This is a genomic window from Catenulispora subtropica, from assembly GCF_039531675.1.
Lineage (GTDB): Bacteria > Actinomycetota > Actinomycetes > Streptomycetales > Catenulisporaceae > Catenulispora > Catenulispora subtropica.
The window spans coordinates 88,415-112,434 of the sequence record NZ_BAAAQM010000002.1 but is presented as its reverse complement, the minus strand read 5'-3'; the positions used below and the strand labels follow the sequence as shown (position 1 = coordinate 112,434).

The following is a 24,020-nucleotide window of genomic DNA, read 5'->3' as shown; positions in this document are numbered from 1 at the left end:
ACCTCGGACACCGGCAACAGCCGCCGGCCCCGTGACCCGCTACCCCCGCTGGTTCAGCCCGTCCACGACCGGCCGCCCGTGCTCGAACCCGAGCCGCGTCACCGTCGCGGTGTCCAGCCGGAAGAACCGCCCGCCGGTCGGCGGCAGCCCGAGCCAGCGCGCGCACAGGATGCGCAGCACGTGCCCGTGCGCCACCAGGCACACGTCCTCGCCCTCGCCCCCGGCCAGCGTCGGCCGCACCCGCGCGAGCACCCGGTCCACCCGCGCTCCGACCTGCTCGATCGTCTCCCCGGGATGCGCGGCGTCGCCGGGCACGATCCCGTCGTCCCACAGGTACCAGCCCGGCCGGGTCTGGTGGATCTCGTCGGTCGTCACCCCCTCGTAGCCGCCGTAGTCCCACTCGACCAGGTCAGGGTCCTGGGTCACGCCGGTGAGCCCGGCGAGTTCGGCGGTCCTGACCGCCCGCGTCAGGGGGCTGCTGCACACCGCGCCGAAGGCGGTGCCGGCCAGCAGTTTCCCGGCGGCGCGCGCCTGGTCCTCGCCGACGGGGGTCAACGGCAGGTCGGTCAGGCCGGTGTGGCGGCCGTCGCGGCTCCACTCGGTCTGGCCGTGGCGCAGCAAGATCAGCTCGGACATGCCCCGAGCCTAGCCCTCGCGCGCCGGTCTGTGCCGACGCCCCCGGGAGCGCCGTCCCCGCTCCGCTCCCCCGCTCCTCGCGCGCCCCGTGGCGCTCCGGGTGGCGTGTGCCGTCCGGGCATTGACCGGGCCCGGATCTCCCTTTTGACTGGAAAGCGGCGGCATTGGCGGCCCGGGGCGGATCTCCCCGCCGCACCGCTCGGACCGCCGCCAGCGAAGGAGGCGCCATGGTGAAGCAGCCGGAATCCGTGCACCCGTCCGTTGAAGGCACCAGTCCGCCGACGCCCGCCGAGAGCCGGGCGCTGCCGATCGTCGTCCTCGAGGCCGAGGCCGGGAGCTGCAGCTGCGGCGGCGGCTGCAAGTGCGGCTGCCAGAGCGGCGGCTCCTGCGCGTGCGGAGGCGCCTGCTGCCACTGAGCCGGCCGCGCACGACCGCGGATCCCACGGCACCGGGCCGCCGGAGGAACCCTCCGGCGGCCCGTTCCCTTGTCGCGGGATTGCTGTTAGGTTCACCGAAACTAGAACACGTATCAGTTTCGGCGCGCAGGAGGCCGCACATGTCCGAAGCCGTCATCGTCGAGGCGGTCCGCACCCCGATCGGCAAGCGCAACGGCGCGCTGGCCACCCTGCATCCGGCCTACCTGCTCGGCGAGACCTACCGCGAACTGCTCAAGCGCACCGGGGTGCCGGCCGACGCGGTCGAGCAGATCGTCGGGGGCTGCGTCACCCAGGCCGGCGAGCAGGGCTTCAACGTGGCGCGCACCGCGTGGCTGGCGATGGGCCTGCCCTACTCCACGGCCGCGACCACCGTCGACTGCCAGTGCGGCTCGTCGCAGCAGGCGAACAACCTGGTGTCCTCGATGGTCGCCGGCGGCACCGTGGACGTCGGCATCGGCTGCGGCGTCGAGGCGATGTCCCGGGTGCCGCTGGGCGCGAACGCCAAGTCCGGGTTCGGCCGTCCGCAGCCGGACGAGTGGAGCCTGGACATGCCCAACCAGTTCGAGGCCGCGGAGCGGATAGCCCGCAAGCACGGCATCACGCGCGACGACGTCGACACGCTCGGCGTGCTGTCGCAGGCCCGCGCGAAGCGGGCCTGGGACGAGGGCCGCTTCGACCGCGAGGTGTTCGAGGTCCAGGTGCCCACCACCGAGGAGGAGCGCGACGAGCACGGCCTGTGGCGCGTCGTCACCCGGGACCAGGGCCTGCGCGACACCACCCGCGAGGGCCTGGCCGGGTTGAAACCCGTTCTCCCCGACGGCGTCCACACCGCCGGCACCGCCTCCCAGATCTCCGACGGCGCCGCCGCGGTGCTGTGGGCGTCGCGGAACACGGCGCTCGCCCTCGGCCTGCGCCCCCGGGCCCGGATCGTCGCGCAGGTCATGGTCGGCTCCGATCCCTACTACCACCTCGACGGACCGATCCCGGCCACCACCGCGGTGCTGGCCAAGGCCGGTATGACCGTCGACGACATCGACCTGTTCGAGATCAACGAGGCCTTCGCCTCGGTGGTGCTGTCCTGGGCCCGTGCGCACCGCGTCGACATGGAGAAGGTCAACGTCAACGGCGGCGCGCTGGCCATCGGCCACCCGGTCGGCGCCACCGGCGCGCGGCTGTTCACCACCGCCCTGCACGAGCTGGAGCGCTCCGACAAGGAGTTCGCGCTGCTGACCATGTGCCAGGGCGGCGCACTGGGGATCGCGACGATCATCCAGCGGATCTAGGACGCCCCGGGATACGGGGATCCGGGAGAGGCCCCGGATCCCGGGGGCCACGTCGGACCTCAGTGCCCGTAGCCGCAGGAGAACGGCCGGGCGTAGTGCCGCGCGTACTCCGGCGTCCCGACGCCCTCCAACAGGTCCGGGGCCGGCATCGCCTCGCTCGCCGTCACCGCCAGCGGGATGGTGCCGGCCCAGTGCGGCAGGGCAAGGTCCTCCTCGTCGTCGGCGACGTCGCCCGAGCGCGCCTTCAGCGACACCTCTTCCAGGTCCACGGCCAGGATCATGGTGGCGGCGAGCTCCTTGCGGGTGGGCTCGCGCGACCCGGTCGAGCGGCCGGGGGCGATGTGCTCGATCAGGGCCCGCATGGCTTCGAGCCGTTCGGCCTGGTCGGTGACGACGCGCGCCGTACCGTGCACCACGACGCTGCGGAACGCCACCGAGTGGTGCATCCAGCTGCGGGCCATCACCACGCCGTCCAGCAGCGTGACGGTCACGCCGACGCGCTGCCCGTCCAGCGTCGCCATGCGGCCGCCGGTCGAGCCGTGGACGTAGAGGCGCTCGCCGCGACGGGCGTGCACGGTCGGGAGCACCACCGGGGCGTCGTCCAGGACGAAGGCCAGGTGGCAGACGAGCGCCTCGTCCAGGACGGCGTGCACGGCGGCCCGGTCGTAGCTCATGCGGTTCTGGTAGCGGGTGGCGGTGGTGCGGGGGGTCTGCTCGTAGGCGCCCTCGGCCCGGTGGCCGTGCGGGCAGGCCGCGGTCTCGGCGTCGATCTCGGCGGCCGGGGTCTCAGTCGGGGTGTCGGTCAGGGTCGCGGCAGCTTGCGTCATGGTTTCGTCCTAGTGCAAACTAGATGCTGTGGTAGTTCAATCGACTCCGCGGGCAGCGTACAAAATCTCCGGGCGGGGCGCCAGCCAGATCGCCGCCTCCATCGAGGCCGGCATCGCCGACGGGCACCTGGCCCCGGGACAGGCCCTGCCCCCGATCCGGGACCTGGCCGGCGAGCTCGCGGTCAACCCCAACACCGTCTCGGCCGCCTACCGGCTGCTGCGCGACCGCGGCGCCGTCGAGACCGCCGGCCGCCGCGGCACCCGGGTGCGCGAACAGCCCGCCACCACCCCGCGCAACCTCGGCTTCCCGCTCCCGGCCGACGCCAGGGACCTGGTCAACGGCAACCCGGACCCCCGGCTGCTGCCGGAGCTCGTCTTCCCCCGCGGCATCTCCCAGCGGCTGTACAAGGGCGAGGTGATCCTCCCGGAGCTGCTGGCCGCCGCTCGCGCCCGCTTCGCCGCCGACGGCGTCCCGGCCGAGCACGTTGTGCTGGCCTTCGGCGCCGGCGACGCCATCGACCGGGTGCTGTCCGCACACCTGCGGGCCGGCGACTCGGTCGCGGTGGAGGACCCGGGCTGGGGCGCCGTCTACCACCTGCTGCCGGCCATGGGCCTGACCGCCGTGCCGGTACCGATCGACGCCGAGGGGATGACGCCGGACGGACTGGCGGCCGCGCTGAAACGCGGTGTCCGCGGCGTGATCGTCACCAGCCGCGCCCAGAACCCGACCGGCGCCGCGGTGACGGCCGACCGGGCGGCCGCCCTGCGCGCGCTCCTCGCCGAGCACCCCGGCGTCCTGCTGATCGAGGACGACCACGGCGCCGACATCACCCCGCACTTCGCCCTGAACACCCTCACCGGCGCGACCGCGCACTGGGCCCACATCCGCTCCATCTCCAAGGCCTACGGCCCGGACCTGCGCTGCGCGATCACCGCCGCCGACGGCACCACCGCGTCCCGGGTCGCCGGCCGGCTGCGGCTCGGCGCCGGGTGGGTCAGCCAGCTGATCCAGGCCCAGGTGCACCGGCTGTGGACCGACGAGCAGGTGCAGGCCCGGATCCTCGACGCCGCGCGCAGCTACACCGAGCGGCGCGAGCTGCTGATCGCCGCGCTGGCCACACGCGGGATCCACGCCGAGGGCGTCAGCGGTATCAACGTCTGGATTCCGGTCCCGGAGGAGGCCGTGGTGGTCAGCGGCCTGCTGGCGGCCGGCTGGGCGGTGGCCCCGGGCACCTGGTTCCGGGTGGACACGCCACCGGGCGTGCGCATCACGATCTCCAACCTGGACCCGCAGGACGTCGAACCGCTGGCCGACGCCTTCGCCGCTGTCCTGAACACCACGGGATCCGGCGGCGCGGTCTGACCGTCCCCGCCTGTTCGCCCTCGGCGAACGCCAGTTGCGGGTAAGGGGTTCTCATCCCCGAGCCCCCGACATACCGTGGCCGGGTGGGCGAATGGTGGTCGATCGAGGTCGCGGACGGTGAGTACTCCGCCACCTCGTGGAAGGACACGCACGGCAGGGACCTGATCCGCACCGCGCTGGAGTACGGCGCGGAGGACTGGGCCTGGGTCGAACGTCCCTGGGGCGTGGTGCTCGAACTCTGCTTCCCCGAGGACTCCACAGCGGGCGGCTGGGAGACGTTCCGGGACGCACCGCTGGTGAAGGCGGCGCTGGACGCCGTTCCGGACCCGGTCAACGGCCTGCTGCTCTATCCGGGCCGGGGCGGTTCGTCGGGCGCCCGCGTACCGCGCAAGCCGAAACCGGCACCGGCCGCGGCAGCCGCCGCCCTACCGGAACCGGACGTGCGAGACGAAGTCGTCCGCCTCACCGCGTCCACGGAGCCCCCGGCCACGGAGCCGGAGGGCGTGCCGGTCTTCTACGCGGCCTGACAGCGCACCGCGCCGGCGCTCACCGCGCCGCCCGCCGCCGGATCAACGCCGCCGCCGTGAGCGCGAACCCGGCGGCGGCGACCAGTTCATGCGAGACGAACCGGTTCGGCGCCTCGTTCTGGATCCGGCCGTGCAGGCGATTCACCGCGTCCGGCCACAGCTTGTGCCCCAGAAGCAGGTGAGAGGGCTTGTCCAGATCGGGCATGGCCGCACCCGCCATCCCGGCCAGCACCGCCGCGGTCAACCGCCGGCCGGGCGAACCCGGCTCACCGGCCTTCACCACCGCCCGCGTCACCACAGCCATGGCCGCCAGCCCGGCCAGCCCATCGGCCACCGCCACGCGGAAGAACTCCTTCTCGTCATCCCACTTGCCCCAGTGCGGCAACGTATCGAGCGCGAAGTGCGACGCGATGCCCACCAGAAACGCGGGCAGGGGCCGTTTTGCGGCGGCGCCGATGACCGCCCCTGACAACACATGGTTGGTCACCAGCATGCGACCACCGTAACCGAGCGCCTGCGTCTGGGCCGTCAAGGCGGTACGGAGAACCCCGGATGTTCTGAGCGGGGGACGGGTGGGCGCAGACAGGTTCGAACTGCCGACCGCTCGGGTGTAAACCGAGTGCTCTTCCACTGAGCTATGCGCCCCAGAAGGACGGCCTCCCGTCCTTCAAGAGGGCAAGAGTACCCGACCCGGCCCCGGCGCGCGGCCGGCGATTCCAGTGCGGGCTCCGGGCCCGCTCCGGTGGCCGTGCGCGGCCGCGCTGCCTGCGGTTCTACCCCAGGCCCTTCGGCTGGCCGTCCTGCCAGCGCATGCCCCAGCCGTACATGCGGTCCAGCTCGGACTGGAAGCCGGTCGTGTACTGGACTTCACGCTGGAGGACCAGGTCCGGTCCGTGACGGAGCAGCAGGGCCACCGCGCAGGCCTTCGCCTGGGGGATCGGGTTCTCGAGTTTGATCTCCAGGGGGTTGCCGGTCGCGGGGTGGAAGGTGACCTTCGCGTTCGCGCCGTCGAAGGCGCCCTGGTAGGCGAAGACGAAGACCAGGACGCGGTTCAGCTCGTCGGAGTGGTCCAGGTTGATGAAGAGGTTCTCGCCGATGGCGCTGCCGCTGCGGTCGTCCTGGTCCAGGCGGATGTACGGGGGCCGTTCGAAGTCGCCGCGGCGGTGGCCGAGGGCCTGGACGACGCCGCGCTGGCCGGCGGCGAACTCGTACAGACAGCCCAGGTCGAGGTCGACCAGGCGGCCGTGGCTGATCGGCGGCGGTTCCAGGCGGCGGGAGGAGAGCTTCAGGCCGGCCGTGGGGCGGGGGGTGGGGATCATGGGGAGCTGGTCCCAGATGAGGTTGACGCGGAGCGTCCCGGCGGCCGCGCCCCGGCTGGTCAGTGACTGGACCGGACGGGCGGCCGTCATCTTCTCGACGCGGCTGCCCCCCTCGCCGTCGTCGGACGCCCTGATGATCATGCGGTTCAGGCGCATCGCGGAACCCCCTGCGTGATGAAGTTGTCTGATTTCCCTGTGTGCCGACTCCAGTGTGCTACCCAGAGGGCGCGACGGGGAACGTTCAGTCGTCTCTGTGGCGGAAATGACGCTCGAGGGCGGCGTGCACGTCGTCGGACAGCGAGGTCGCGCCCGCCCGGCTCTCCCGCCCCGCGCCCTCGCCCGCACCTGCGGCAGCGGGCTGCTCGGCGGTCACGCTGTCCTCCGCCCCGCAGTCCTTGCACTGCGTGCTGCCCAGCGTCCGCACCAGCCGCGCCGAACCGCACTCCGAGCAGTGCGCGAGGTCCGCGGTCCAGTCCCGGCCGCGCTGGCAGTCCGGGCAGACCAGCACCTGCTCCCCCGCACGCACACCCCGCCGCCACGGCGAAGCCCCCTTGACCGGGTCGGTCTGGCGGGCGCCGCAGCGGTGGCAGGGCATGACGTGGGTCCTAAATCGGGTTCTGGAAGTCTCGGATGGTCGGGCCGGGGTGCCTTCAGACGCCGGCCGCGGCGAGCGCGGCGCGGTAGTCGTCCAGCGAGCGCGCGTCCGCCAGACCGTTCACCACGGTCCACCGCACGACACCCTCACGGTCGATGAGGAACGTCCCTCGGACGGCGCAACCGCGCCGCTCGTCGAACACCCCGTACGCCCGCGCGGCGGCGCCGTGCGGCCAGTGGTCGGCGAGCAGCGGGAAGCCGAAGCCGGCGTCGTCGGCGTACGCGCGCAGCGAGTACAGCGCGTCGCACGACACCGCCAGCACCTGCACCCGCTCGTTCTGGAAGTCGGCGACGCTCTCATGGATCGCCCCCAGCTCCGAACCGCACACCCGGGAGAAGGCGAAGGGATAGAAGACCAGCAACACCGCCCGCTCCCCGCGGAAGTCCGCGAGGGCGACGGTCTGCCCGTGCTGGTCGGTGAGGGTGAAGTCCGGGGCCCGGTCGCCGACGGCGGGCACCGGCGGCTGTTCGGCCTCGACCTGGGACGCGGGCCGGTCCGGCGGCGCGTGCGCCGTGGACGGCACCGCGGACGCCCCCGCGGACGCGCCGTCCGCGGAAGTGGGGCCGGACGAGGGATGGGGAAGAGGGCCGCCGGCCGGCGGCCCGGAATCGGAGGACATCGGCTACCGCGACGCGCCGTCGGCCTTGACCCGCCCCGCCGACTTCGCCGCCTTGGCGCCGGCCTTCGGCCCGACCAGGCGGGTGCCGTTCCAGTCGGCGCCGGCGCTGATGCTCGAGGCCGCCGACAGGCCCGCGGTCGGGGCCGCCTCGCCGATCTCGCTGGGCTCGACGTGGCCGTCGCGCCCGGCCTTGGGCGTGAACAGCCAGATCCGCCCGCCGTCGGCCAGCGAGGTCAGGGCGTCGACCAGGTTGTCCACCAGGTCGCCGTCGTCCTCGCGGTGCCACAGCACGACGGCGTCCACCACGTCCTCGAAGTCCTCGTCGACCAGGTCCGCGCCGATCGCGTCCATGACGGCCTGACGCAGTTCCTCGTCGCAGTCCTCGTCCCAGCCGAGTTCCTGCACCACTTCGCCCGCCTGGAAGCCCAGACGCGCCGCCAGCGGGTTGGCGACGGCCGGAACCGGGTCCGCGACCGCGCCCACGGAACTGTCCTCCTTCATGTCGTTCTGCATTCCCCTAGTCCATACGCCGGAAGCCCAAGACGCAACTACCCGTTGGGCGGCGAGTCCGGCGCGGTGTCGCGATCGGCCGGGGGTTCGACCACCGCGTCCGGCCCCGGGAACACCAGTCCCCGGTGTCCGTCGTCGAACCGGACCAGGTACGGCGGGGTGCCGCCGGGTCCCTTGACCTCGATGATCTCGCCCCTCCGGTCGGCGTCCCCGACGTGCGTGCCGTGGACGTGCAGCCGGTCTCCCACTGAAGCTCGCATGTCCCCAGTCCACACCCGGACCCGGGGGATCGCCACCCTCCTGCACGCATTTATCCTGGTTACCACCCAGTAGATGTGACGTCCACGGCATGCACGTCGGAAGATGGTGGACGATAAGAACCGAGAAGATCTACAAGATCGATGTCTAGGTTGAAGGACGAACGTGGCACCCGGACAAGAGCGTTTCCCGATCATCAGTGACGGCCTTCCCACTCAGCTGCCCGATGTGGACCCGAACGAGACGGCAGAGTGGATCGAGTCTCTGGACTCCGTCGTCAACGAGCAGGGCCGCCAGCGCGCGCGGTACCTGATGCTGCGCCTGCTCCAGGAAGCCCGCGCGAAACAGGTCGGCGTGCCGAGCCTGCGCTCCACGGACTACATCAACACGATCCCGCCGGAGGCCGAGCCCTGGTTCCCCGGCGACGAGGACATCGAGCGGCGGATCCGCGCGTTCATCCGCTGGAACGCGGCCATCATGGTCTCCCGGGCCAACCGGCCGGGGCTGGGCGTCGGCGGCCACATCGCCACCTACGCCTCGGCGGCGTCGCTGTACGAGGTGGGCTTCAACCACTTCTTCCGCGGCAAGGACCACGGCGAGTCCGGCGACCAGGTCTACATCCAGGGCCACGCCTCGCCGGGCGTCTACGCCCGCGCCTTCCTCGAGGGCCGGCTCACCGAGCAGCACCTGGACGGCTTCCGCCAGGAGGTCTCGCAAGCGCCGTTCGGGCTGCCCTCCTACCCGCACCCGCGGCTGATGCCGGACTTCTGGGAGTTCCCGACCGTGTCGATGGGCCTGGGCCCGATCGGCGCGATCTACCAGGCCCGGTTCAACAAGTACCTGTACTCCCGGGGCATCGCGGACACCTCGCGCAGCCACGTGTGGGCCTTCCTCGGCGACGGCGAGACCGACGAGCCGGAGTCGCTCGGCGCGATCGGCCTGGCCGCCCGCGAGGAGCTGGACAACCTGACCTTCGTGATCAACTGCAACCTGCAGCGCCTGGACGGCCCGGTGCGCGGCAACGGCAAGATCATCCAGGAGCTGGAGTCCACGTTCCGCGGCGCCGGCTGGAACGTCATCAAGGTGATCTGGGGCCGCGACTGGGACCCGCTGCTGGCCCAGGACACCGACGGCGCGCTGGTGAACAAGATGAACACCACGCCGGACGGCCAGTTCCAGACCTACTCGGTGGAGACCGGCTCGTACATCCGCGAGCACTTCTTCGGCGACGACGCCCGGCTGCGCAAGATGGTCGCCGGGATGTCCGACGACGACCTGCGCCTGCTCTCCCGCGGCGGCCACGACTACCGCAAGGTGTACGCGGCGTTCAAGGCGGCGCGCGAGCACACCGGGCAGCCGACGGTGATCCTGGCCCACACCATCAAGGGCTGGACCCTGGGCGAGCACTTCGAGGCGCGCAACGCCACGCACCAGATGAAGAAGCTCACCAAGGCCGAGCTGAAGGCCTTCCGCGACCGGCTGCACCTGCCGATCACGGACGCCCAGCTGGAGGCGGACCTGCCGCCGTACTTCCACCCGGGCGAGAACTCGCCGGAGATCCAGTACATGCAGGAGCGCCGGGCCGCGCTCGGCGGGTACCTGCCGCGCCGGCAGATCCGCTCCAAGCCGCTGATCCTGCCCGGCGACGACGTCTACGGGCAGCTGAAGAAGGGCTCGGGCAAGCAGGAGCTGGCCACCACCATGGCCTTCGTCCGGCTGCTGAAGGACCTGATGCGGGACAAGAACATCGGCGCGCGGTTCGTGCCGATCATTCCGGACGAGGCCCGGACCTTCGGCATGGACTCGCTGTTCCCGACCGCGAAGATCTACTCGCCGCACGGGCAGACCTACGAGGCCGTGGACCGCGACCTGCTGCTGTCGTACAAGGAGTCGACGCAGGGCCAGATCCTGCACGAGGGCATCAGCGAGGCCGGCTCGACCGCGTCCCTGGTGGCCGCCGGCACCTCGTACGCCACGCACGGCGAGGCCACGATCCCGGTCTACATCTTCTACTCGATGTTCGGGTTCCAGCGCACCGGCGACCAGTTCTGGCAGATGGCCGACCAGCTCGGCCGCGGCTTCGTGCTGGGCGCCACGGCCGGCCGGACCACGCTGACCGGCGAGGGCCTGCAGCACGCCGACGGCCACTCGCACCTGATCGCCTCGACGAACCCGGCCGTGGTCGCCTACGACCCGGCGTTCGCCTTCGAGATCAGCCACATCGTGCAGGACGGTCTGCGCCGCATGTACGGGTCCTCGGAGGAGCACCCGCACGGCGAGGACGTGTTCTACTACATGACCGTCTACAACGAGCCGTACCAGCAGCCCGCCGAGCCGGCCGGTGTGGACACCGAGGGCATCCTGAAGGGCCTGTACCGCTACGCGGCGGCCCCCGCGGGCCCGGCGGACCGCCCCAAGGCGCAGATCCTGGCCTCGGGCGTGGGCGTCACCTGGGCGCTGAAGGCGCAGCAGCTGCTGGCCGAGGAGTGGGGTGTGGCCGCCGACGTGTGGTCCGCGACCTCCTGGACCGAGCTGCGCCGCGACGCGCTGGCCGCCGACGAGCGCGCGCTGCTCTACCCCGAGGAGGAGCCGCGGGTCCCGTACGTCACGCGGACGCTGGGCGCCACCGAGGGCCCGGTCGTCGCGGTGTCGGACTGGATGCGCGCGGTGCCGGACCAGATCGCGCAGTGGGTGCCGGGCGACGCGACCGCGCCGCAGCGCTACACCTCGCTGGGCGCCGACGGCTTCGGCTTCGCGGACACCCGCGGCGCCGCGCGCCGGTTCTTCCACATCGACGCCGAGTCGGTGGTGACCGCGGTACTTCAGCAGTTGGCCAAGCGCGGCGAGGTGAAGCGCGAGGCCCCGGCCGAGGCGATCCGCAAGTACCAGCTGCACGACGTCCGGGCCGCGGGCGCCGGGCCCACCGGCGGCGAGGCGTAGCCGAACCGATAGCAGAACGCTGACGCGAACCTCTCGCGCCGGAAGCTACCAGTCAGTACCCTGACCGTCTGTCGACGGTCAGGGTACTTTCTGCGTTTTCTCCAGGCGGGAGTGAAACCGATGGCACGGAAGGCTCGCGGCGCGGCGGTTCTGGCGGTGGTCGTGGTGGCCGTGACGGCCACCGGCTGCGACGGTTCCGGCGGCACGAAGAAGAACGTCCCCCAGCCGGTGGCCGAGTCCACCCTCAACGGCTGGACGCACACGAAGCTCGACGCCGCCCTGATCGACACCGGCGACGTCCCCGGTTACAAGACCCGCTCCGCGCCCCCGGCACGCACGCCGACGACCTCCCGCCAGGTCTCCGACCAGTGCCGCGACTTCACCGACGCGAGCCTGCAGATCGCCTCCGCCCTGGGCTCCACCCCGGTGGCCGACGAGGCGGTGACCGGCACCGGCGCCGAGAAGGAGTACGGGGCCACGATCTTCCTCCGCGCGTACGCCACGCCCTCCGACGCCGCCCGGGCGCTGTCCGCGTACCACGACGGCATGACGAAGTGCGGCCGGGGCGTGGTGGCGCTGCCCGACCCGGCCCTGGGCGACGCGTCCGCGGGCTACGTCGCGGGCAGCATGGAGCCCGGCGGCTTCGGCGGGATGGCGGTGCAGGTCGGCACGCTGACGGTGGGCGTGCAGCTGACCCGCCAGGGCACTTCGAAGGCGGACGCCGACGCGCTGAAGGAGCAGCTGAAGGCGATCACGCAGAAGCAGGTGGAGAAGGTGCAGTCCGCACAGCGTTAACGCGCCTTGCGGAACCCCCCACGAGTTCCGCAAGACGCGACACGACCGAGCGTCACAACCACCCGTTGGACGGAAGCAGTGGAGGCCCGGACTCCGCCCCACGCAGCCGGGTCCCCACCGCCCGTCCGTTGCGACCTTCTCGGTTCGCACCTCCGAGGTTAGGCGTCCGGCGGACGCGGAAGCGAGAATCCCGTACAACTCCGTACACTCGATCCGCAGGCCCCAGACCTGCGAATCTACAGTGATCGGCGTCACGCGGAGGAGTACGGTGGCCGACTCGGCGATCGCGGTCGCGCCGGACCCGTCCGCGGCCGCGGACCTGGCGGAGTTCATCGAACAGCTGCGCCTCCTGCGGGCGTATGCGGGGAACCCGTCGTTCCGCGTCCTCGCCAAGCGGGTCGGCCCCCTGCTGCGTCCGCCGCAGGAGCTCACCCACTCCACGGTCAGCGACGCCTTCGACCCCACCCGCCGCCGCCTGAACCAGGAACTGGTCGCCGCGATCGTCCAGGCGCTCGGCGTGCCCGAGGACCGGGTGGCGGTGTGGCGGGCGGCCTGTGTGCGGGCGCACGCCGCCGGGCGCCCGGCGGGCACGGCGGGCGTGTTCCGGCAGCTGCCGGCCGAGCTGGCGACGTTCACTGGCCGCCAGGAGCAGCTGGCAGCCCTGCTGGCGCTGGCCGACCAGGTCGACGGGGCCGACCAGGCCGACCGGGCCGACCAGGCCGATCAGATCGACGGGGCCGCGGCGGGCGCCGGCCACCCCGCCGGCCCCCGCACCGTCGTCGTCGCCGCGATCGAGGGCATGGCCGGCGTCGGCAAGACCCAGCTCGCCATCCGCACCGCCCACGAACTGGTCCGCGCCGGCCGCTTCGCCGACGTCCAGCTCTACGTGAACCTCCGCGGCTTCGACGCCGACGCCGCCCCCGCCGACCCGGCCGAGGTCCTGGACTCCTTCCTGCGCCAGCTGGAGGTCCCGGCCCGCCAGATCCCGGCCGGCCGCGCCGAGCGGGCCGCGATGTTCCGCGACCGGATCGCCGGCCGGGCCGCCCTGATCGTCCTCGACAACGCCGCCGACGAGGCCCAGATCGCCGACCTCATCCCGGCCGGCCCCCGCTGCCTGGTCCTGGCCACCAGCCGCCGCAGCCTGGCCGGCCTGGACGGCGCCCACCTCTTCCGCCTCGACGTCTTCCCGCCGCACGAAGCGCTGGACCTGCTCGGCCGCGTGGTCGGCGCGCAACGGGTGGCGGCCGAGCCCGAAGCCGCCGAAGAGGTGGTGCGCCGTTGCGGCCTGCTCCCCCTGGCCGTCGCCCTCGCCGCCGCGCGCCTGCGTTCCCGCCCCGCCTGGGGCCTGGCCCGCCTGGCCGCCTACCTCCGCGACAGCGGCCTGGACGCCGTCCGGGCCGGCGGCCGTGAACTCCGCCCGGTGTTCGAGCTCTCCTACCGCGACCTCCCCCCGCGCACCGCCCGCGCCTTCCGCCTGCTGAGCCTGCACCCGGGACGCGGCTTCACCCCCGGCGCGGTGGCGGCCCTGGCCGGCACGTCGGAGGCGGACGCCCGCACCGTCCTGGAGGTGCTGCTCGACGAGAATCTGGTCGAACAGCGCACGGCCGACCGCTACGAGCTCCACGACCTGCTCCACGCCTTCGCCCTGGAGCGCGTCGCCACGGACGAGGACGAGCCGGCCCGCGCCGAAGCCGTGGCCCGCCTCCTGTCCTGGTACCTGCACACGGCCGAGAACGTCTCCCGCGCGGTGGAGACCCGCCGCCTCCTGGAAACCGTCGACCCCCGCCCCGACGAACCCGAGCCGCCCCACTTCGCCACCGCCCTGGACGCCATGGCCTGGTACGACGCCGAACGGGAGAACCTCAGCGGAGTCGTCGCACACGCCGCCGCCACCGGCCACCACGCCATCGCACTACGGCTCCCAGTCGTGCTCCTCGGCTGCTACCAGCTCCGCAAGGACTGGCCGCGCTGGCGCGCCGGCTACGAGGCCGGCCTGGCCAGCGCCCGCGAGGTCGGCGACCGCGCCGCCGAGAGCCGCCTGCTCAACGGCCTCGGACTGGTCCTGTTCGACGTCCGCGCCTACGAGCAGGCGATCGACGTCTACACCGAGGCCCTGGCCCTGGCCGAGGAGCTGGACAACCGCCCCCAGGTGGCCTCCATCCTGGGCAACATCGGCGACTGCCACTGCTGGCTCGGCGACCTCACCACCGCCGAGACGGTGATCAAACAAAGCCTGGAGATCTTCTACGAGCTGGGCAACCCTCAAAACCTCGCCTCGTCCCTGTGCAACTACGGCGTCCTCCTCCACGAGGCCGAGCGCGACGACGAAGCCCACGCCACATACACCGAGGCCCTGGCCGCCTCCCGCGCCGCCGGCAACCGCCGCTACGAAGCGATCATCGCCTTCAACCGCGCCGAGGTCTGCGTGGCCCTGGACCGGCCGGCGGACGCCGAAGAGGACTACCGGCTGGCCCTGAAGGCCGCCCAGGAGGCCGGAGACCGCCCCACAGAGGCCGAGACGCTGCGTTCCCTGGCGAGGCTTCTGGCGGCCCACGACCGGCCCGCAGAGGCGCTGACGGCCCTCACAGAGGCGCTGACGTTGCTCGAGGCACTCGGCTCCCCCGAGGCCGCCGCCGTGCGCGAGGAGCTTGCGGCGCTCACGCCGTCACAGGGCTGAGCGCTCGGGCTCCCGGTCCGGCTCCAACGCCGGACTCCCGATCGGCAGGCACGTCGTGCACTGCGGCTCTTCCACGGCACGTTCCGCCGTCGGCCGCGTCACCGAATCCCGGATCCCGAACCAGGCGATGACCCCTGACACCGCGAACAGCGCCGCCGCCAGCGCCATGGCCTTGCCGAACGCCGGCTCCAACTCCGCCGGAACGGCATACCCCTCGCCCTTGAGGCCGATCACCAGCGGGAACGCCGCCACGGCCAACGCCCCGGCAGCCCGCGCCACCGCGTTGTTCACCCCGCTGGCGATCCCCGCCCGGTCCACCGTCGTGGAGTTCAGGACGGTGACCGTCACCGGCACCGCGATCATCACCAGGCCCAGTGAGAAGACCAGCAGGGCCGGGAAGATGTGGGCCCAGTAGTTCGGATGGCGCCCGGAAGTGGCCAGGATGAGCGTCCCGACCGCGGTCAGCGCCCCACCGGCCGTCATCAGCCGCCGCGGCCCGATCTTCGTCGTCAACGCCCCGACCCGCGAGGACAGCAGCATCATGACGATCGTGGTCGGCAACGAGGCCAGCCCCGCCGCCAACGGCTTGTAACCGCCCACGACCTGCAGATACGTGGCGAAGAAGAAGAACACCGCACCAAGAGCCGCATACGCCGTCAGGGTCAGGGCGTTGGCCGCGCTGAACTCCCGCGACCGGAACAACGACAGCGGCATCATCGGCGCCGGCGACCGCCGCTCCACCAGCACGAACGCCACCAGCGCCACCACACCGCCCAGGCCGGTCAGCACCACACTGGTCGCCCCGAGCCCCTTCGCCCCCGCCTCGACCAGCGCGTAGGTGACACCGGCCAACCCCAGCGCCCCCAGCACGGCCCCCGGCACATCGAAGTGCCCACTCGTCGTCTCCCGCGACTCCGGCACGAACCGCAAAGCGATGGCGACCACCGCCGCCGCCAACGGCAGGTTGATCAGAAAGATCCACCGCCACGACGCGTACTCGATGAGCCACCCGCCCACCAGCGGCCCGGCGGCGCCGGCGATACTCGCCAACCCGGACCAGGCCCCCACAGCCTTCGCCCGATCATCGGGATGGAACACCGACTGGATCAGCGCCAACGCCCCCGGCGTCAGCAACGCGCTCCCGACCCCCTGCACCGCGCGAAACGCGATCAGGAACCCGATACTCGGCGCCAACCCACACGCCAACGAGGCCAGCGCGAACCACACCACCCCGATCAGGAAGACCCGCCGCCGCCCGAACCGGTCCCCCAAAGACCCGCCGACCAGCACAAAAGCGGCCAACGTGAGCGTGTACCCGGTCACCGTCCACTGCAACCCGGCCAGCGTCGTCCCGAACTGCCTGCCGATGGCCGGCAACGCGATGTTGACCACGGTCCCGTCAAGGAACGCCATGGCCGACCCCAGAATCGTGGTGGCCAGGACCCCGCGCCCCACCGGCGTCCCCAACCGCACCGCACCCGCCACGGAGGAGGCCGTCCCAGCCCTCACGGCTCACTCACCATGACAGCCATCGTGACACGCACCACCGACGGCCGCACGCGAGTGCCGGCACGAGCGTGCCAGAAGGCGACGAAGCGAGCCGGCGGCCGGACGGGCGACACGAGCGACATCGGGGGCGGCGGCCGAAGGCCATGTAAGGCCTTTAAGATCACGGACCAACCGATCCCCGCCCGGCAACGCAGCCCAGGCGGCCGGATTCGAACCGGCGTCCTCCACGGTTCCGAAGACCGGGCGCGACTACCTCTGCGCTACACCTGGCATCGATCCCGGGCGGCCGGATTCGAACCGACGTCCTCCGCCTTGAGAGGGCGGCGTGACTGCCACTGCACTACACCCGGGCCGGGGTCCCACCGCTCCACCTCTACCGGGCGGGCGGCTCGAACGACCGGATTCGAACCGGCGTCCTCTCCGGTTTCGGAGACCGGGCGCGACTACCATCTGCGCTACGTCCGAGCCGGGTCGAGCTTGGCCGATCAGCCCTGCGCGGCGCAAGCAGCCACCAGCGCCGGCAACGGCTCATCGGCTCCCGCCATCAGAGCCTTGACAACTGTGCGCCACCGATCGGGCCGCGCATCCAGCGTGCTCCGCACCGCGTCCTCCAACGGCCAGGCCAGCGGATCGTCGAGGACGCTCTCGCACCGGCGCCCAGGCACCGGCCTCGGCCCCTCCGGCAGAATCCCCGGACCCACCGGACCCACCGGACCCACCGCAGCCGCCGCGCCCGCCATACCCCCCGCACCCATCGCATCCGCCGCGCCCAGCAGTGGCCCCACATCCCCCACCACCATCGATGCCCGCACCGCCGGATGCATCCGCTCGATCGCCCCGACCCGATCCAGCTCCAGCGCCCACACCGGCTCCAGCCCCGCCAACTCGGCGAGCCGCACGTAGCACGCCATCAGCCCCGGGCCCTCGATCCGTACCGCCGCCTGCCGCACCGCCTCGTGGACCCACTCCGGGTCCGTCGCGTTCCTCAGCGGTGCGAGCTGCGCAGCCGTCGGGCGCGCCGAAAGCATCGACGCGTACCACTCCGTGTCGAACTCCGGGTACGGCGCCATCCGGAAGATCGCCGTGCACAGCGCCTCGTCCGCGTCCTCGCGCCGGAAGACCCGGCGGCACAGATCCCCCGGGACCGACTCCGGCGCCAACAGCCTCCGCAGGACGCTCTCCGGCGTGTCCGGATTGCTCGCCAGCGCCTCCCGCTGCCGGTCCCGGATGTGCCGATGCGACTCGGCCTTCGGCTCGTCCCCGATCACGAACTCCACCACGGCCCGCGACAACGGCGCGTTGTGGGCGACCGCCACCGCGAACACCGCGTCGTCGTCCCGGTTGATGGTCGCCAGCGGCGGGGGCTGCTCGGCCGACGGCCCGTAGGGGAAGTCGTCCGCCTCCCGCATCAGCTGCGCCACCACCGTCGGCGGCGCCATCGCCAGCAGCGTGTTCGTCACCGTCCACCGGTCCCACAGCCCGCGCCGGCTGACCACGTCCACCCCGCGCAGAAAGACCCGCTCATGGACGAGCCGCCCGAACGAGTGCACCGTCTCCTGCACCCCGGTCAACGTCCGGTGCCACGCCCCCACCTGCGCGCCCAACTCCCCACCGACCAGCCGCCGCAGCTCCCACGCCAGGTCCGCACGTGCCCGCCGCGCCCGGTCCACCCGCCCGTCGGCCGGCACCACGCGATCGTGCGCGGCCAGCTCGACGATCGCCGCACCCGGCTGCCCGTCCCGCACCAGGGTCGCGGCATCGATGCTCCCTCGCTCCAGCCCCCGGATCAGCAACGCCCGATAGCTCGGCACCGCCCTCGCCGCGTCCGGCTGCAACCACGGCTGCGGCAGCAGATAGTCGTGAAACGCACTGCGCGCGGTCGCCAGATCCGGCGCCGGGTGCATCAGGATGTTGCGACCCCGCCCGGTCACCACCGCGGCCCGACGGCCACGCGCCTCCACCCCGAACCGATCCCGGAGCAGCCGCGTCACTCCCCCGCACGCGTCCGGCGCCGGCCCCCGCACGTCCCCTACCGCCAGCCGCTCCGCGACCGCCCGCGCAACGCGCTCATCAGGGTGCCCCGCCAAGTGCTCGGCGACGAGCGGACACAGATCCGAACCCGGATCCATCACGCCGCCGGCGAGATCCGCCGCGTCGACCATCGCCAGGACACGCGGAACGTCATCCGCCCGAGCCGACGCCAGCAAAGTCAGCAGCCGCGCCGCACCCGCGCTCATCTCGGCACCGCCGTTCTCAGCCGGACACCGGCCTCTGCCCCGGAACCGGCACGCCGATCCCACCGCCGGCCACCACCGCGACGGGGGCCACGACCACGACCGTAACGACGATCAGGACGGCGACCACAACCGCGACCACAGCAACCATCAGCCCGAGCCGCCATGCCGCTCATCCGCCGCTCCGTCCCTCGGTCGTGCCCGATGGTCGTGCCCAGTGGTCGCGCCGGTGGTCATTCCGCTGGCCGTCCCAGCGCTAAACCCGTTCCCGCTTAGCCTCTTGCGCTGCCGCGAGCTCCGCCCCTCGCTCGGCCCCCAGCTCCGCTTCCGTTCCCCACCATCCCCGCAACGTCCCCACCGCCCGCACCCGATCCGGACTCCCCTCGACATGCCGGCGAATCAGCTCCGTATACGGCCAAGGCTCGATCACCGGCGCCCCGAGCTCCATCGCCGTCCCAGCCGCCCCGATCGTCAGCGGCACAGCCTCGGCGAAGGCCAGAATCGGCGTCACGTCCCCGGTCGCCATCGACGCCCGCACCGGCTCCGCCATCTTCTCCAACCGCCCGACCCGCTCCTGTTCCAGCGCCCACACCGGCTCCGGACCAGCCGCTCGCGCAAGAGTGGCATACCCAGCCCAGCGCAAGGCAGGCGTCGACAACCGACCGTTGAGCCGCTTCAAAAGCCGGTGCACCAACTGCGGATCGCCGGAAGCCAGCAACGGTTCCATCAGCCCCGAGTCGTGCTCCTCGCGCACCAACCGCGCCGCGAACGCCGGCTGAAACCCCCCGGCGGCCTCAGCCCGCCGCACACACCCGACCCGCAGCGCCCGATCCGCCGACCTGTTCAGATACACGTCCTGGAGCACCTCGACGTTCGCCGGGTCCCGCAGCACCCGCTCACGCAACGCCGCCCCGTCGATGACCGGGTTCCGCAGATACGCGTCGACCATCGCCCGCGTCGCCAGCCCTCCCAACGCGTAGTCCACGAACGACGGCAGCACCGGCCCGCGATCCAGCATCCGCGTCAGGATCCCCCGCGACGGCTCGCTCCCCTGACAACCGTCGAGGAACAGCTCCACCACCCCCGGCGGAGCCATCGACAACAGCACCGCCGAAGCGTCGACACCGCGCGGCCACCGCGGCGCCCGGCCACGCGGCTTCCCGCCGTCCGGCAGCCGGCCTCGATCCTCGAGACCGGCCGCCGACGCGACCAGCTCGGTCACGGTCCCCCGCCAGGCCCCGGCCCGAGCCACAGCCCTCGACCACAGCTCGGGGTCCTCCCCCCACCACCGGTCGAACATCGCCGCGACGACCGCTACCAATTCCCGCCGGCAACCTTCGAAGTCGGACGCGGTCACCCCCAACCCGGCCGGGTCCCGCCCACCGAGGTACCGCTCGGTGAGCCCGTCGATCGGCACCAGCAGGCCGAGCAGCTCCACCGCCGGCCGCGTGGACGACACCGCGTCGGCGGCGTCCAGCGCCCCGCTCATCAGGCCTCTGATCAGCAGCGCCCGCCGCGCGAAATGCGACCGCGCGTCCACGCCGATCGCCCCGATCGCCCCGCGCACCGCAGTCACATCGCGGGCCTCAGGCCGCGTCTTCCTCAGAGCGTGATCCCCGCCGGAGCCGTCCTCACCCATGCCCCCATCATCACCGAACGCGGCAGGGCCCGGCCCGGAGATTCCTCCGGACCGGGCCCCGACGACGGACCTGCGACAACGGACCTGTGTCGACGGCCCCCAGCAGGCTCAGCCCTCGATGTTGCTCATCACATGCTTGACCCGGGTGTAGTCCTCGAACCCGTACATCGAAAGGTCCTTGCCGTACCCCGAGTGCTTGAACCCGCCGTGCGGCATCTCGGCCACCAGCGGAATGTGCGTGTTGATCCACACGCAGCCGAAGTCCAAGACCTTCGCCGCCCGCATGGCCTTCCCGTGGTCCTTCGTCCACACCGACGAGGCCAGCGCGTACTCCACGCCGTTCGCCCACGACAGCGCCTGGTCCTCGCCGGAGAACCGCTGCACCGTGATCACCGGGCCGAACACCTCGTTCTGGATGATCTCGTCGTCCTGCCTCAGTCCCGACACCACCGTCGGCGCGAAGAAGTACCCGGTGTCGCCGACCCGCGCGCCGCCCGCCTCGACCTTGGCGTGCGCCGGCAGCCGGTCGATGAAGCCGGTCACGTGGCGCAGCTGGTTCGCGTTGTTGAGCGGCCCGTACAGCACGTCCTCGTCGTCCGGCTTCCCGGTCCTGGTGTTCTTCGCCGCCTCGGCCAGCTTCGCCACGAACGCGTCGTGCACCGCGTCCTCGACCAGCACGCGCGTGGCCGCCGTGCAGTCCTGGCCGGCGTTGAAGAAGCCCGCCACCGAGATCCCCTCGACCGCGGCGTCCAGGTCCGCGTCCGCGTAGACGATGACCGGCGCCTTGCCGCCGAGCTCCAGGTGCACCCGCTTGACGTCGGCGGCGGCGCTCTTCGCGACCTCCATGCCGGCCCGGACCGAGCCGGTGATCGACGCCATCGCCGGGGTCTTGTGCTCGACCATCGCGCGGCCGGTGTCGCGGTCGCCGCACACCACGTTGAACACGCCGGCCGGCAGGATCTCGCCGATGATCTCCGCCATCAGCAGGGTCGACATCGGCGTGGTGTCCGAGGGCTTGAGCACCACGGTGTTGCCGGCGGCGATCGCCGGGGCGAACTTCCAGACCGCCATCATCGCCGGGTAGTTCCACGGCGCGACCTGGGCGCAGACGCCGACCGGCTCGCGGCGGATCCAGGACGTGTGGCCGGTCATGTACTCGCCGGAGGCGGCGCCCTCCAGCATGCGGGCGGCACCGGCGAAGAAGCGGATCTGGTCGACCATCGGCGGCAGCTCCTCGGAGGCCGTGAGGCCCAGCGGCTTGCCGGTGTTCAGGGACTCGACCGCGACGATCTCCTCGGCCCGGGCCTCGATGGCGTCGGCCACCTTCAGCAGCAGCTTCTGCCGCTCCGAGGGGGTGGTGTCGCGCCAGGCCGGGAAGGCGTCGGCCGCGGCGCGCATCGCGGCGTCGACGTCGGCGGCTTCGGACACCGGGGCGTGCGCGATCACCTGCTCGGTGACCGGGTCGATGATCGGGCTGGTCCGGCCGGAGACGGTGTCGACCGGCTTGCCGCCCACGTAGTTGCGCAGCTGACGGGGTTCCACGGAGTTGCTCCTTCGCGCCGCCGCGACCTCCTCGTCGCAGCATCTGACAGTGTTAGTGCGGTCGTTCCCGAAATCTCGGTCCCGAACTTTCCTTCCCAAAAGGTGTGAACCTTCGGCCCGGCCCAGGTCGAGGCCTTTCGCCGGAGGCGCGCAGCCGCGGCGCCTCGCTGCTTCGACCCTACACGGCAACCTCCCCGGTGACGATGGATTCAGTGCCGAAAATCGCCTTCGCGTACGGATTCCATCGCTGAAGCCTTGCCAAGATACCGTTCCAGTTGCCACAATCCCCTCTGTGACCGACAGGACTGACCGGCCCGACCGGGCCGACCGGACCAGCTCCGGTGCCGCCTTCCATCTGGACCCCCTGTCGAAGGCGATCATCGAGCAGCTGCAGCAGGACGGCCGGCGCGCGTACGCCACGATCGGCCGCGCCGTCGGCCTGAGCGAGGCCGCGGTGCGCCAGCGGGTGCAGAAGCTGATCGACGCCGGCGTGATGCAGATCGTCGCCGTGACCGACCCGCTGACCGTGGGCTTCCACCGCCAGGCGATGATCGGCATCCGCGCCGAGGGCGACCTGGAGCCGGTGGCCGACGCCCTGGCCTCGATGCCCGAGGTGGACTACGTGGTGATGACCGCCGGGTCCTTCGACCTGCTGGTCGAGGTGGTCTGCGCGGACGACGACCACCTCCTGGAGATCATCAACAAGCGGATCCGGAGCCTGCCGCAGGTGCGCTCCACCGAATCTTTCGTCTACCTGAAGCTTCGCAAACAAACTTACACCTGGGGCGCTCTCTAGCGGTAAGAACGGCGCCTCCCCCGGCCCGTCCCCGAACGATCCCTCCAATTGCCGAGGAAACAGCAATGAGCACTGACAGCCTGGACCAGGCGGCCTACGACCACCTCTGGATGCACTTCACCCGCATGTCGGGATACCGGGAGAACCCGGTGCCGACCATCGTCCGCGGCGAGGGCGCGCGCATCTACGACCGCAACGGCAAGAGCTACCTGGACGGCCTGGCCGGCCTGTTCGTGGTACAGGCCGGGCACGGCCGGGTGGAGCTCGCCGAGGCCGCCTACAAGCAGGCGCAGGAGCTGGCCTTCTTCCCGCTCTGGAGCTACGCCCACCCGCAGGCCATCGAGCTGGCCGACCGGCTGGCCGACTACGCCCCGGGCGACCTGAACAAGGTCTTCTTCACCACCGGCGGCGGCGAGGCCGTGGAGACCGCGTGGAAGCTCGCCAAGCAGTACTTCAAGCTGGTCGGCAAGCCGATGAAGCACAAGGTCATCTCGCGGGCCATCGCCTACCACGGCACGCCGCAGGGCGCGCTGTCCATCACCGGCATCCCGGACGCCAAGAAGTACTTCGAGCCGCTGGTGCCGGGCGCGTTCAAGGTCCCGAACACCAACTTCTACCGGGCCGCGGAGATCTCCGGCGTGCCGGCGCTCGGCGAGGACCTGGAGGCCTTCGGCCGCTGGTGCGCCGACCAGGTGGAGGCGATGATCCTGGCCGAGGGCGCGGACACGGTGGCCGCGGTGTTCGTCGAGCCGGTGCAGAACTCCGGCGGCTGCTTCCCGCCGCCGCCCGGCTACTTCCAGCGGCTGCGCGAGATCTGCGACACCCACGACGTGCTGCTCGTCTCGGACGAGGTGATCTGCGCGTTCGGGCGCCTGGGCACCATGTTCGCGTGCGAGAAGTTCGACTACGTGCCGGACATCATCACCTGCGCCAAGGGCCTGACCTCGGGCTACTCGCCGATCGGCGCGGCCATCGTGTCGGACCGGATCGCGGCGCCGTTCTACGAGGGCACCAACTACTTCCCGCACGGCTACACCTTCGGCGGGCACCCGGTGTCCGCGGCGGTGGCGATGGCCAACCTCGACCTGTTCGAGCGCGAGGGCCTGAACCAGCACGTGCTGGACCACGAGGGCGCCTTCCGGGCGACGCTGGAGAAGCTGAAGGACCTGCCGATCGTCGGCGACGTCCGCGGCGACGGGTACTTCTACGGCATCGAGCTCGTCAAGGACAAGGACACCAAGGCGACGTTCGACGACGACGAGTCCGAGCGCCTGCTGCGCGGCTTCCTGTCCAAGGCGCTGTACGACGCGGGCCTGTACTGCCGCGCCGACGACCGCGGCGACCCGGTCGTGCAGCTCGCGCCGCCGCTGATCATCGGCCAGTCCGAGTTCGACGAGATCGAGCAGACGCTGCGGGCCGTCCTCACGGAGGCCTGGACCCGGCTGTAGGGGGAG

At 72.0% G+C, this 24,020-nt stretch carries 22 protein-coding genes and 4 tRNA genes; 9 read left to right on the top strand and 17 right to left on the bottom strand.

The genetic code is table 11. The features are described from left to right. Positions 1–39: 39 nt before the first annotated feature. Positions 40–636, bottom strand: coding sequence for a histidine phosphatase family protein (locus ABD466_RS02685; RefSeq protein WP_344655273.1), 597 nt, complete (start codon positions 634–636; stop codon positions 40–42). Positions 637–863: 227 nt separating this feature from the next. On the opposite strand from ABD466_RS02685, the gene ABD466_RS02680 reads away from it, so the two are divergent. Continuing rightward, a complete protein-coding gene (locus ABD466_RS02680; protein ID WP_344655272.1) occupies positions 864–1,052 on the top strand; it encodes a hypothetical protein in 189 nt (62 codons plus the stop codon). A gap of 140 nt (positions 1,053–1,192) precedes the next feature. Then, a complete protein-coding gene (locus tag ABD466_RS02675) occupies positions 1,193–2,356 on the top strand; it encodes a steroid 3-ketoacyl-CoA thiolase (RefSeq protein ID WP_344655271.1) in 1,164 nt (387 codons plus the stop codon). 59 nt (positions 2,357–2,415) lie between these two features. Here ABD466_RS02675 and ABD466_RS02670 read toward each other — a convergent pair whose 3' ends face one another. Beyond that, the gene (locus ABD466_RS02670) at positions 2,416–3,030 is read right to left on the bottom strand and encodes a pyridoxamine 5'-phosphate oxidase family protein (RefSeq protein ID WP_344655456.1); all 615 of its coding nucleotides are present in this window, start codon (positions 3,028–3,030) and stop codon (positions 2,416–2,418) included. 181 nt (positions 3,031–3,211) lie between these two features. Between ABD466_RS02670 and ABD466_RS02665 the strand changes: the two genes are divergently transcribed. Then, positions 3,212–4,546: an aminotransferase class I/II-fold pyridoxal phosphate-dependent enzyme gene (locus ABD466_RS02665; protein WP_344655270.1), complete on the top strand. Its 1,335-nt coding sequence runs from the start codon at positions 3,212–3,214 to the stop codon at positions 4,544–4,546. An 83-nt stretch (positions 4,547–4,629) separates the two neighbouring features. Further along, complete coding sequence (locus tag ABD466_RS02660; protein ID WP_344655269.1) at positions 4,630–5,073, top strand: hypothetical protein; 444 nt, start codon at positions 4,630–4,632, stop codon at positions 5,071–5,073. Between the two features lie 19 nt (positions 5,074–5,092). On the opposite strand, the gene ABD466_RS02655 is transcribed toward ABD466_RS02660, so the two are convergent. The 7 genes from ABD466_RS02655 to ABD466_RS02625 all read right to left on the bottom strand — a co-directional run bounded on the left by ABD466_RS02655 (position 5,093) and on the right by ABD466_RS02625 (position 8,436). Continuing rightward, positions 5,093–5,566, bottom strand: coding sequence for a hypothetical protein (locus tag ABD466_RS02655; protein WP_344655268.1), 474 nt, complete (start codon positions 5,564–5,566; stop codon positions 5,093–5,095). Between the two features lie 80 nt (positions 5,567–5,646). Beyond that, positions 5,647–5,718 (bottom strand) — tRNA-Val (locus ABD466_RS02650). Between the two features lie 128 nt (positions 5,719–5,846). Further along, on the bottom strand, positions 5,847–6,548 hold the full coding sequence (locus ABD466_RS02645) for a Tellurium resistance (protein WP_344655267.1): 702 nt from the start codon (positions 6,546–6,548) through the stop codon (positions 5,847–5,849). Between the two features lie 85 nt (positions 6,549–6,633). Further along, on the bottom strand, positions 6,634–6,987 hold the full coding sequence (locus ABD466_RS02640; RefSeq protein WP_344655266.1) for a hypothetical protein: 354 nt from the start codon (positions 6,985–6,987) through the stop codon (positions 6,634–6,636). Between the two features lie 55 nt (positions 6,988–7,042). Further along, positions 7,043–7,504: a peroxiredoxin gene (locus ABD466_RS02635; protein WP_344655455.1), complete on the bottom strand. Its 462-nt coding sequence runs from the start codon at positions 7,502–7,504 to the stop codon at positions 7,043–7,045. 165 nt (positions 7,505–7,669) lie between these two features. Continuing rightward, on the bottom strand, positions 7,670–8,179 hold the full coding sequence (locus tag ABD466_RS02630; protein WP_425558517.1) for a DUF3052 domain-containing protein: 510 nt from the start codon (positions 8,177–8,179) through the stop codon (positions 7,670–7,672). A gap of 35 nt (positions 8,180–8,214) precedes the next feature. After that, positions 8,215–8,436, bottom strand: coding sequence for a DUF1918 domain-containing protein (locus tag ABD466_RS02625; RefSeq protein WP_344655265.1), 222 nt, complete (start codon positions 8,434–8,436; stop codon positions 8,215–8,217). Between the two features lie 163 nt (positions 8,437–8,599). Here ABD466_RS02625 and aceE point away from each other — a divergent pair, with 163 nt between their 5' ends. From aceE to ABD466_RS02610, 3 genes are all read left to right on the top strand, one after another. Then, positions 8,600–11,374: a pyruvate dehydrogenase (acetyl-transferring), homodimeric type gene (gene aceE / locus ABD466_RS02620; RefSeq protein ID WP_344655264.1), complete on the top strand. Its 2,775-nt coding sequence runs from the start codon at positions 8,600–8,602 to the stop codon at positions 11,372–11,374. A gap of 120 nt (positions 11,375–11,494) precedes the next feature. After that, on the top strand, positions 11,495–12,169 hold the full coding sequence (locus ABD466_RS02615; RefSeq protein WP_344655263.1) for a hypothetical protein: 675 nt from the start codon (positions 11,495–11,497) through the stop codon (positions 12,167–12,169). A 268-nt stretch (positions 12,170–12,437) separates the two neighbouring features. After that, positions 12,438–14,846 (top strand): tetratricopeptide repeat protein, encoded by a 2,409-nt coding sequence (locus ABD466_RS02610; protein WP_344655262.1) that lies wholly within the window; start codon positions 12,438–12,440, stop codon positions 14,844–14,846. Here the strand turns inward: ABD466_RS02610 and ABD466_RS02605 are convergent. The 8 genes from ABD466_RS02605 to ABD466_RS02570 form a co-directional block, all read right to left on the bottom strand. Further along, positions 14,835–16,355, bottom strand: a complete 1,521-nt coding sequence (locus ABD466_RS02605) for an MFS transporter (protein ID WP_344655261.1) — start codon at positions 16,353–16,355, stop codon at positions 14,835–14,837. The genes ABD466_RS02610 and ABD466_RS02605 overlap by 12 nt on opposite strands. 194 nt (positions 16,356–16,549) lie before the next feature. Then, positions 16,550–16,625, bottom strand: a tRNA-Arg gene (locus ABD466_RS02600). Between the two features lie 7 nt (positions 16,626–16,632). Next, a tRNA-Glu gene (locus ABD466_RS02595) sits at positions 16,633–16,705 on the bottom strand. A 38-nt stretch (positions 16,706–16,743) separates the two neighbouring features. Next, a tRNA-Arg gene (locus tag ABD466_RS02590) sits at positions 16,744–16,820 on the bottom strand. A 20-nt stretch (positions 16,821–16,840) separates the two neighbouring features. Then, positions 16,841–18,592, bottom strand: coding sequence for a hypothetical protein (locus tag ABD466_RS02585; protein ID WP_344655260.1), 1,752 nt, complete (start codon positions 18,590–18,592; stop codon positions 16,841–16,843). Between the two features lie 16 nt (positions 18,593–18,608). Beyond that, positions 18,609–18,740 (bottom strand): hypothetical protein, encoded by a 132-nt coding sequence (locus tag ABD466_RS02580; RefSeq protein ID WP_344655259.1) that lies wholly within the window; start codon positions 18,738–18,740, stop codon positions 18,609–18,611. A gap of 105 nt (positions 18,741–18,845) precedes the next feature. Beyond that, positions 18,846–20,228 (bottom strand): hypothetical protein, encoded by a 1,383-nt coding sequence (locus ABD466_RS02575; RefSeq protein ID WP_344655258.1) that lies wholly within the window; start codon positions 20,226–20,228, stop codon positions 18,846–18,848. A gap of 108 nt (positions 20,229–20,336) precedes the next feature. Beyond that, a complete protein-coding gene (locus ABD466_RS02570; protein ID WP_344655257.1) occupies positions 20,337–21,770 on the bottom strand; it encodes a gamma-aminobutyraldehyde dehydrogenase in 1,434 nt (477 codons plus the stop codon). A gap of 355 nt (positions 21,771–22,125) precedes the next feature. Between ABD466_RS02570 and ABD466_RS02565 the strand changes: the two genes are divergently transcribed. Further along, positions 22,126–22,566, top strand: a complete 441-nt coding sequence (locus tag ABD466_RS02565) for an Lrp/AsnC family transcriptional regulator (RefSeq protein ID WP_344655453.1) — start codon at positions 22,126–22,128, stop codon at positions 22,564–22,566. Positions 22,567–22,631: 65 nt separating this feature from the next. Then, complete coding sequence (locus ABD466_RS02560) at positions 22,632–24,014, top strand: aspartate aminotransferase family protein (RefSeq protein ID WP_344655256.1); 1,383 nt, start codon at positions 22,632–22,634, stop codon at positions 24,012–24,014. The last annotated feature ends 6 nt before the right edge of the window (positions 24,015–24,020 follow it).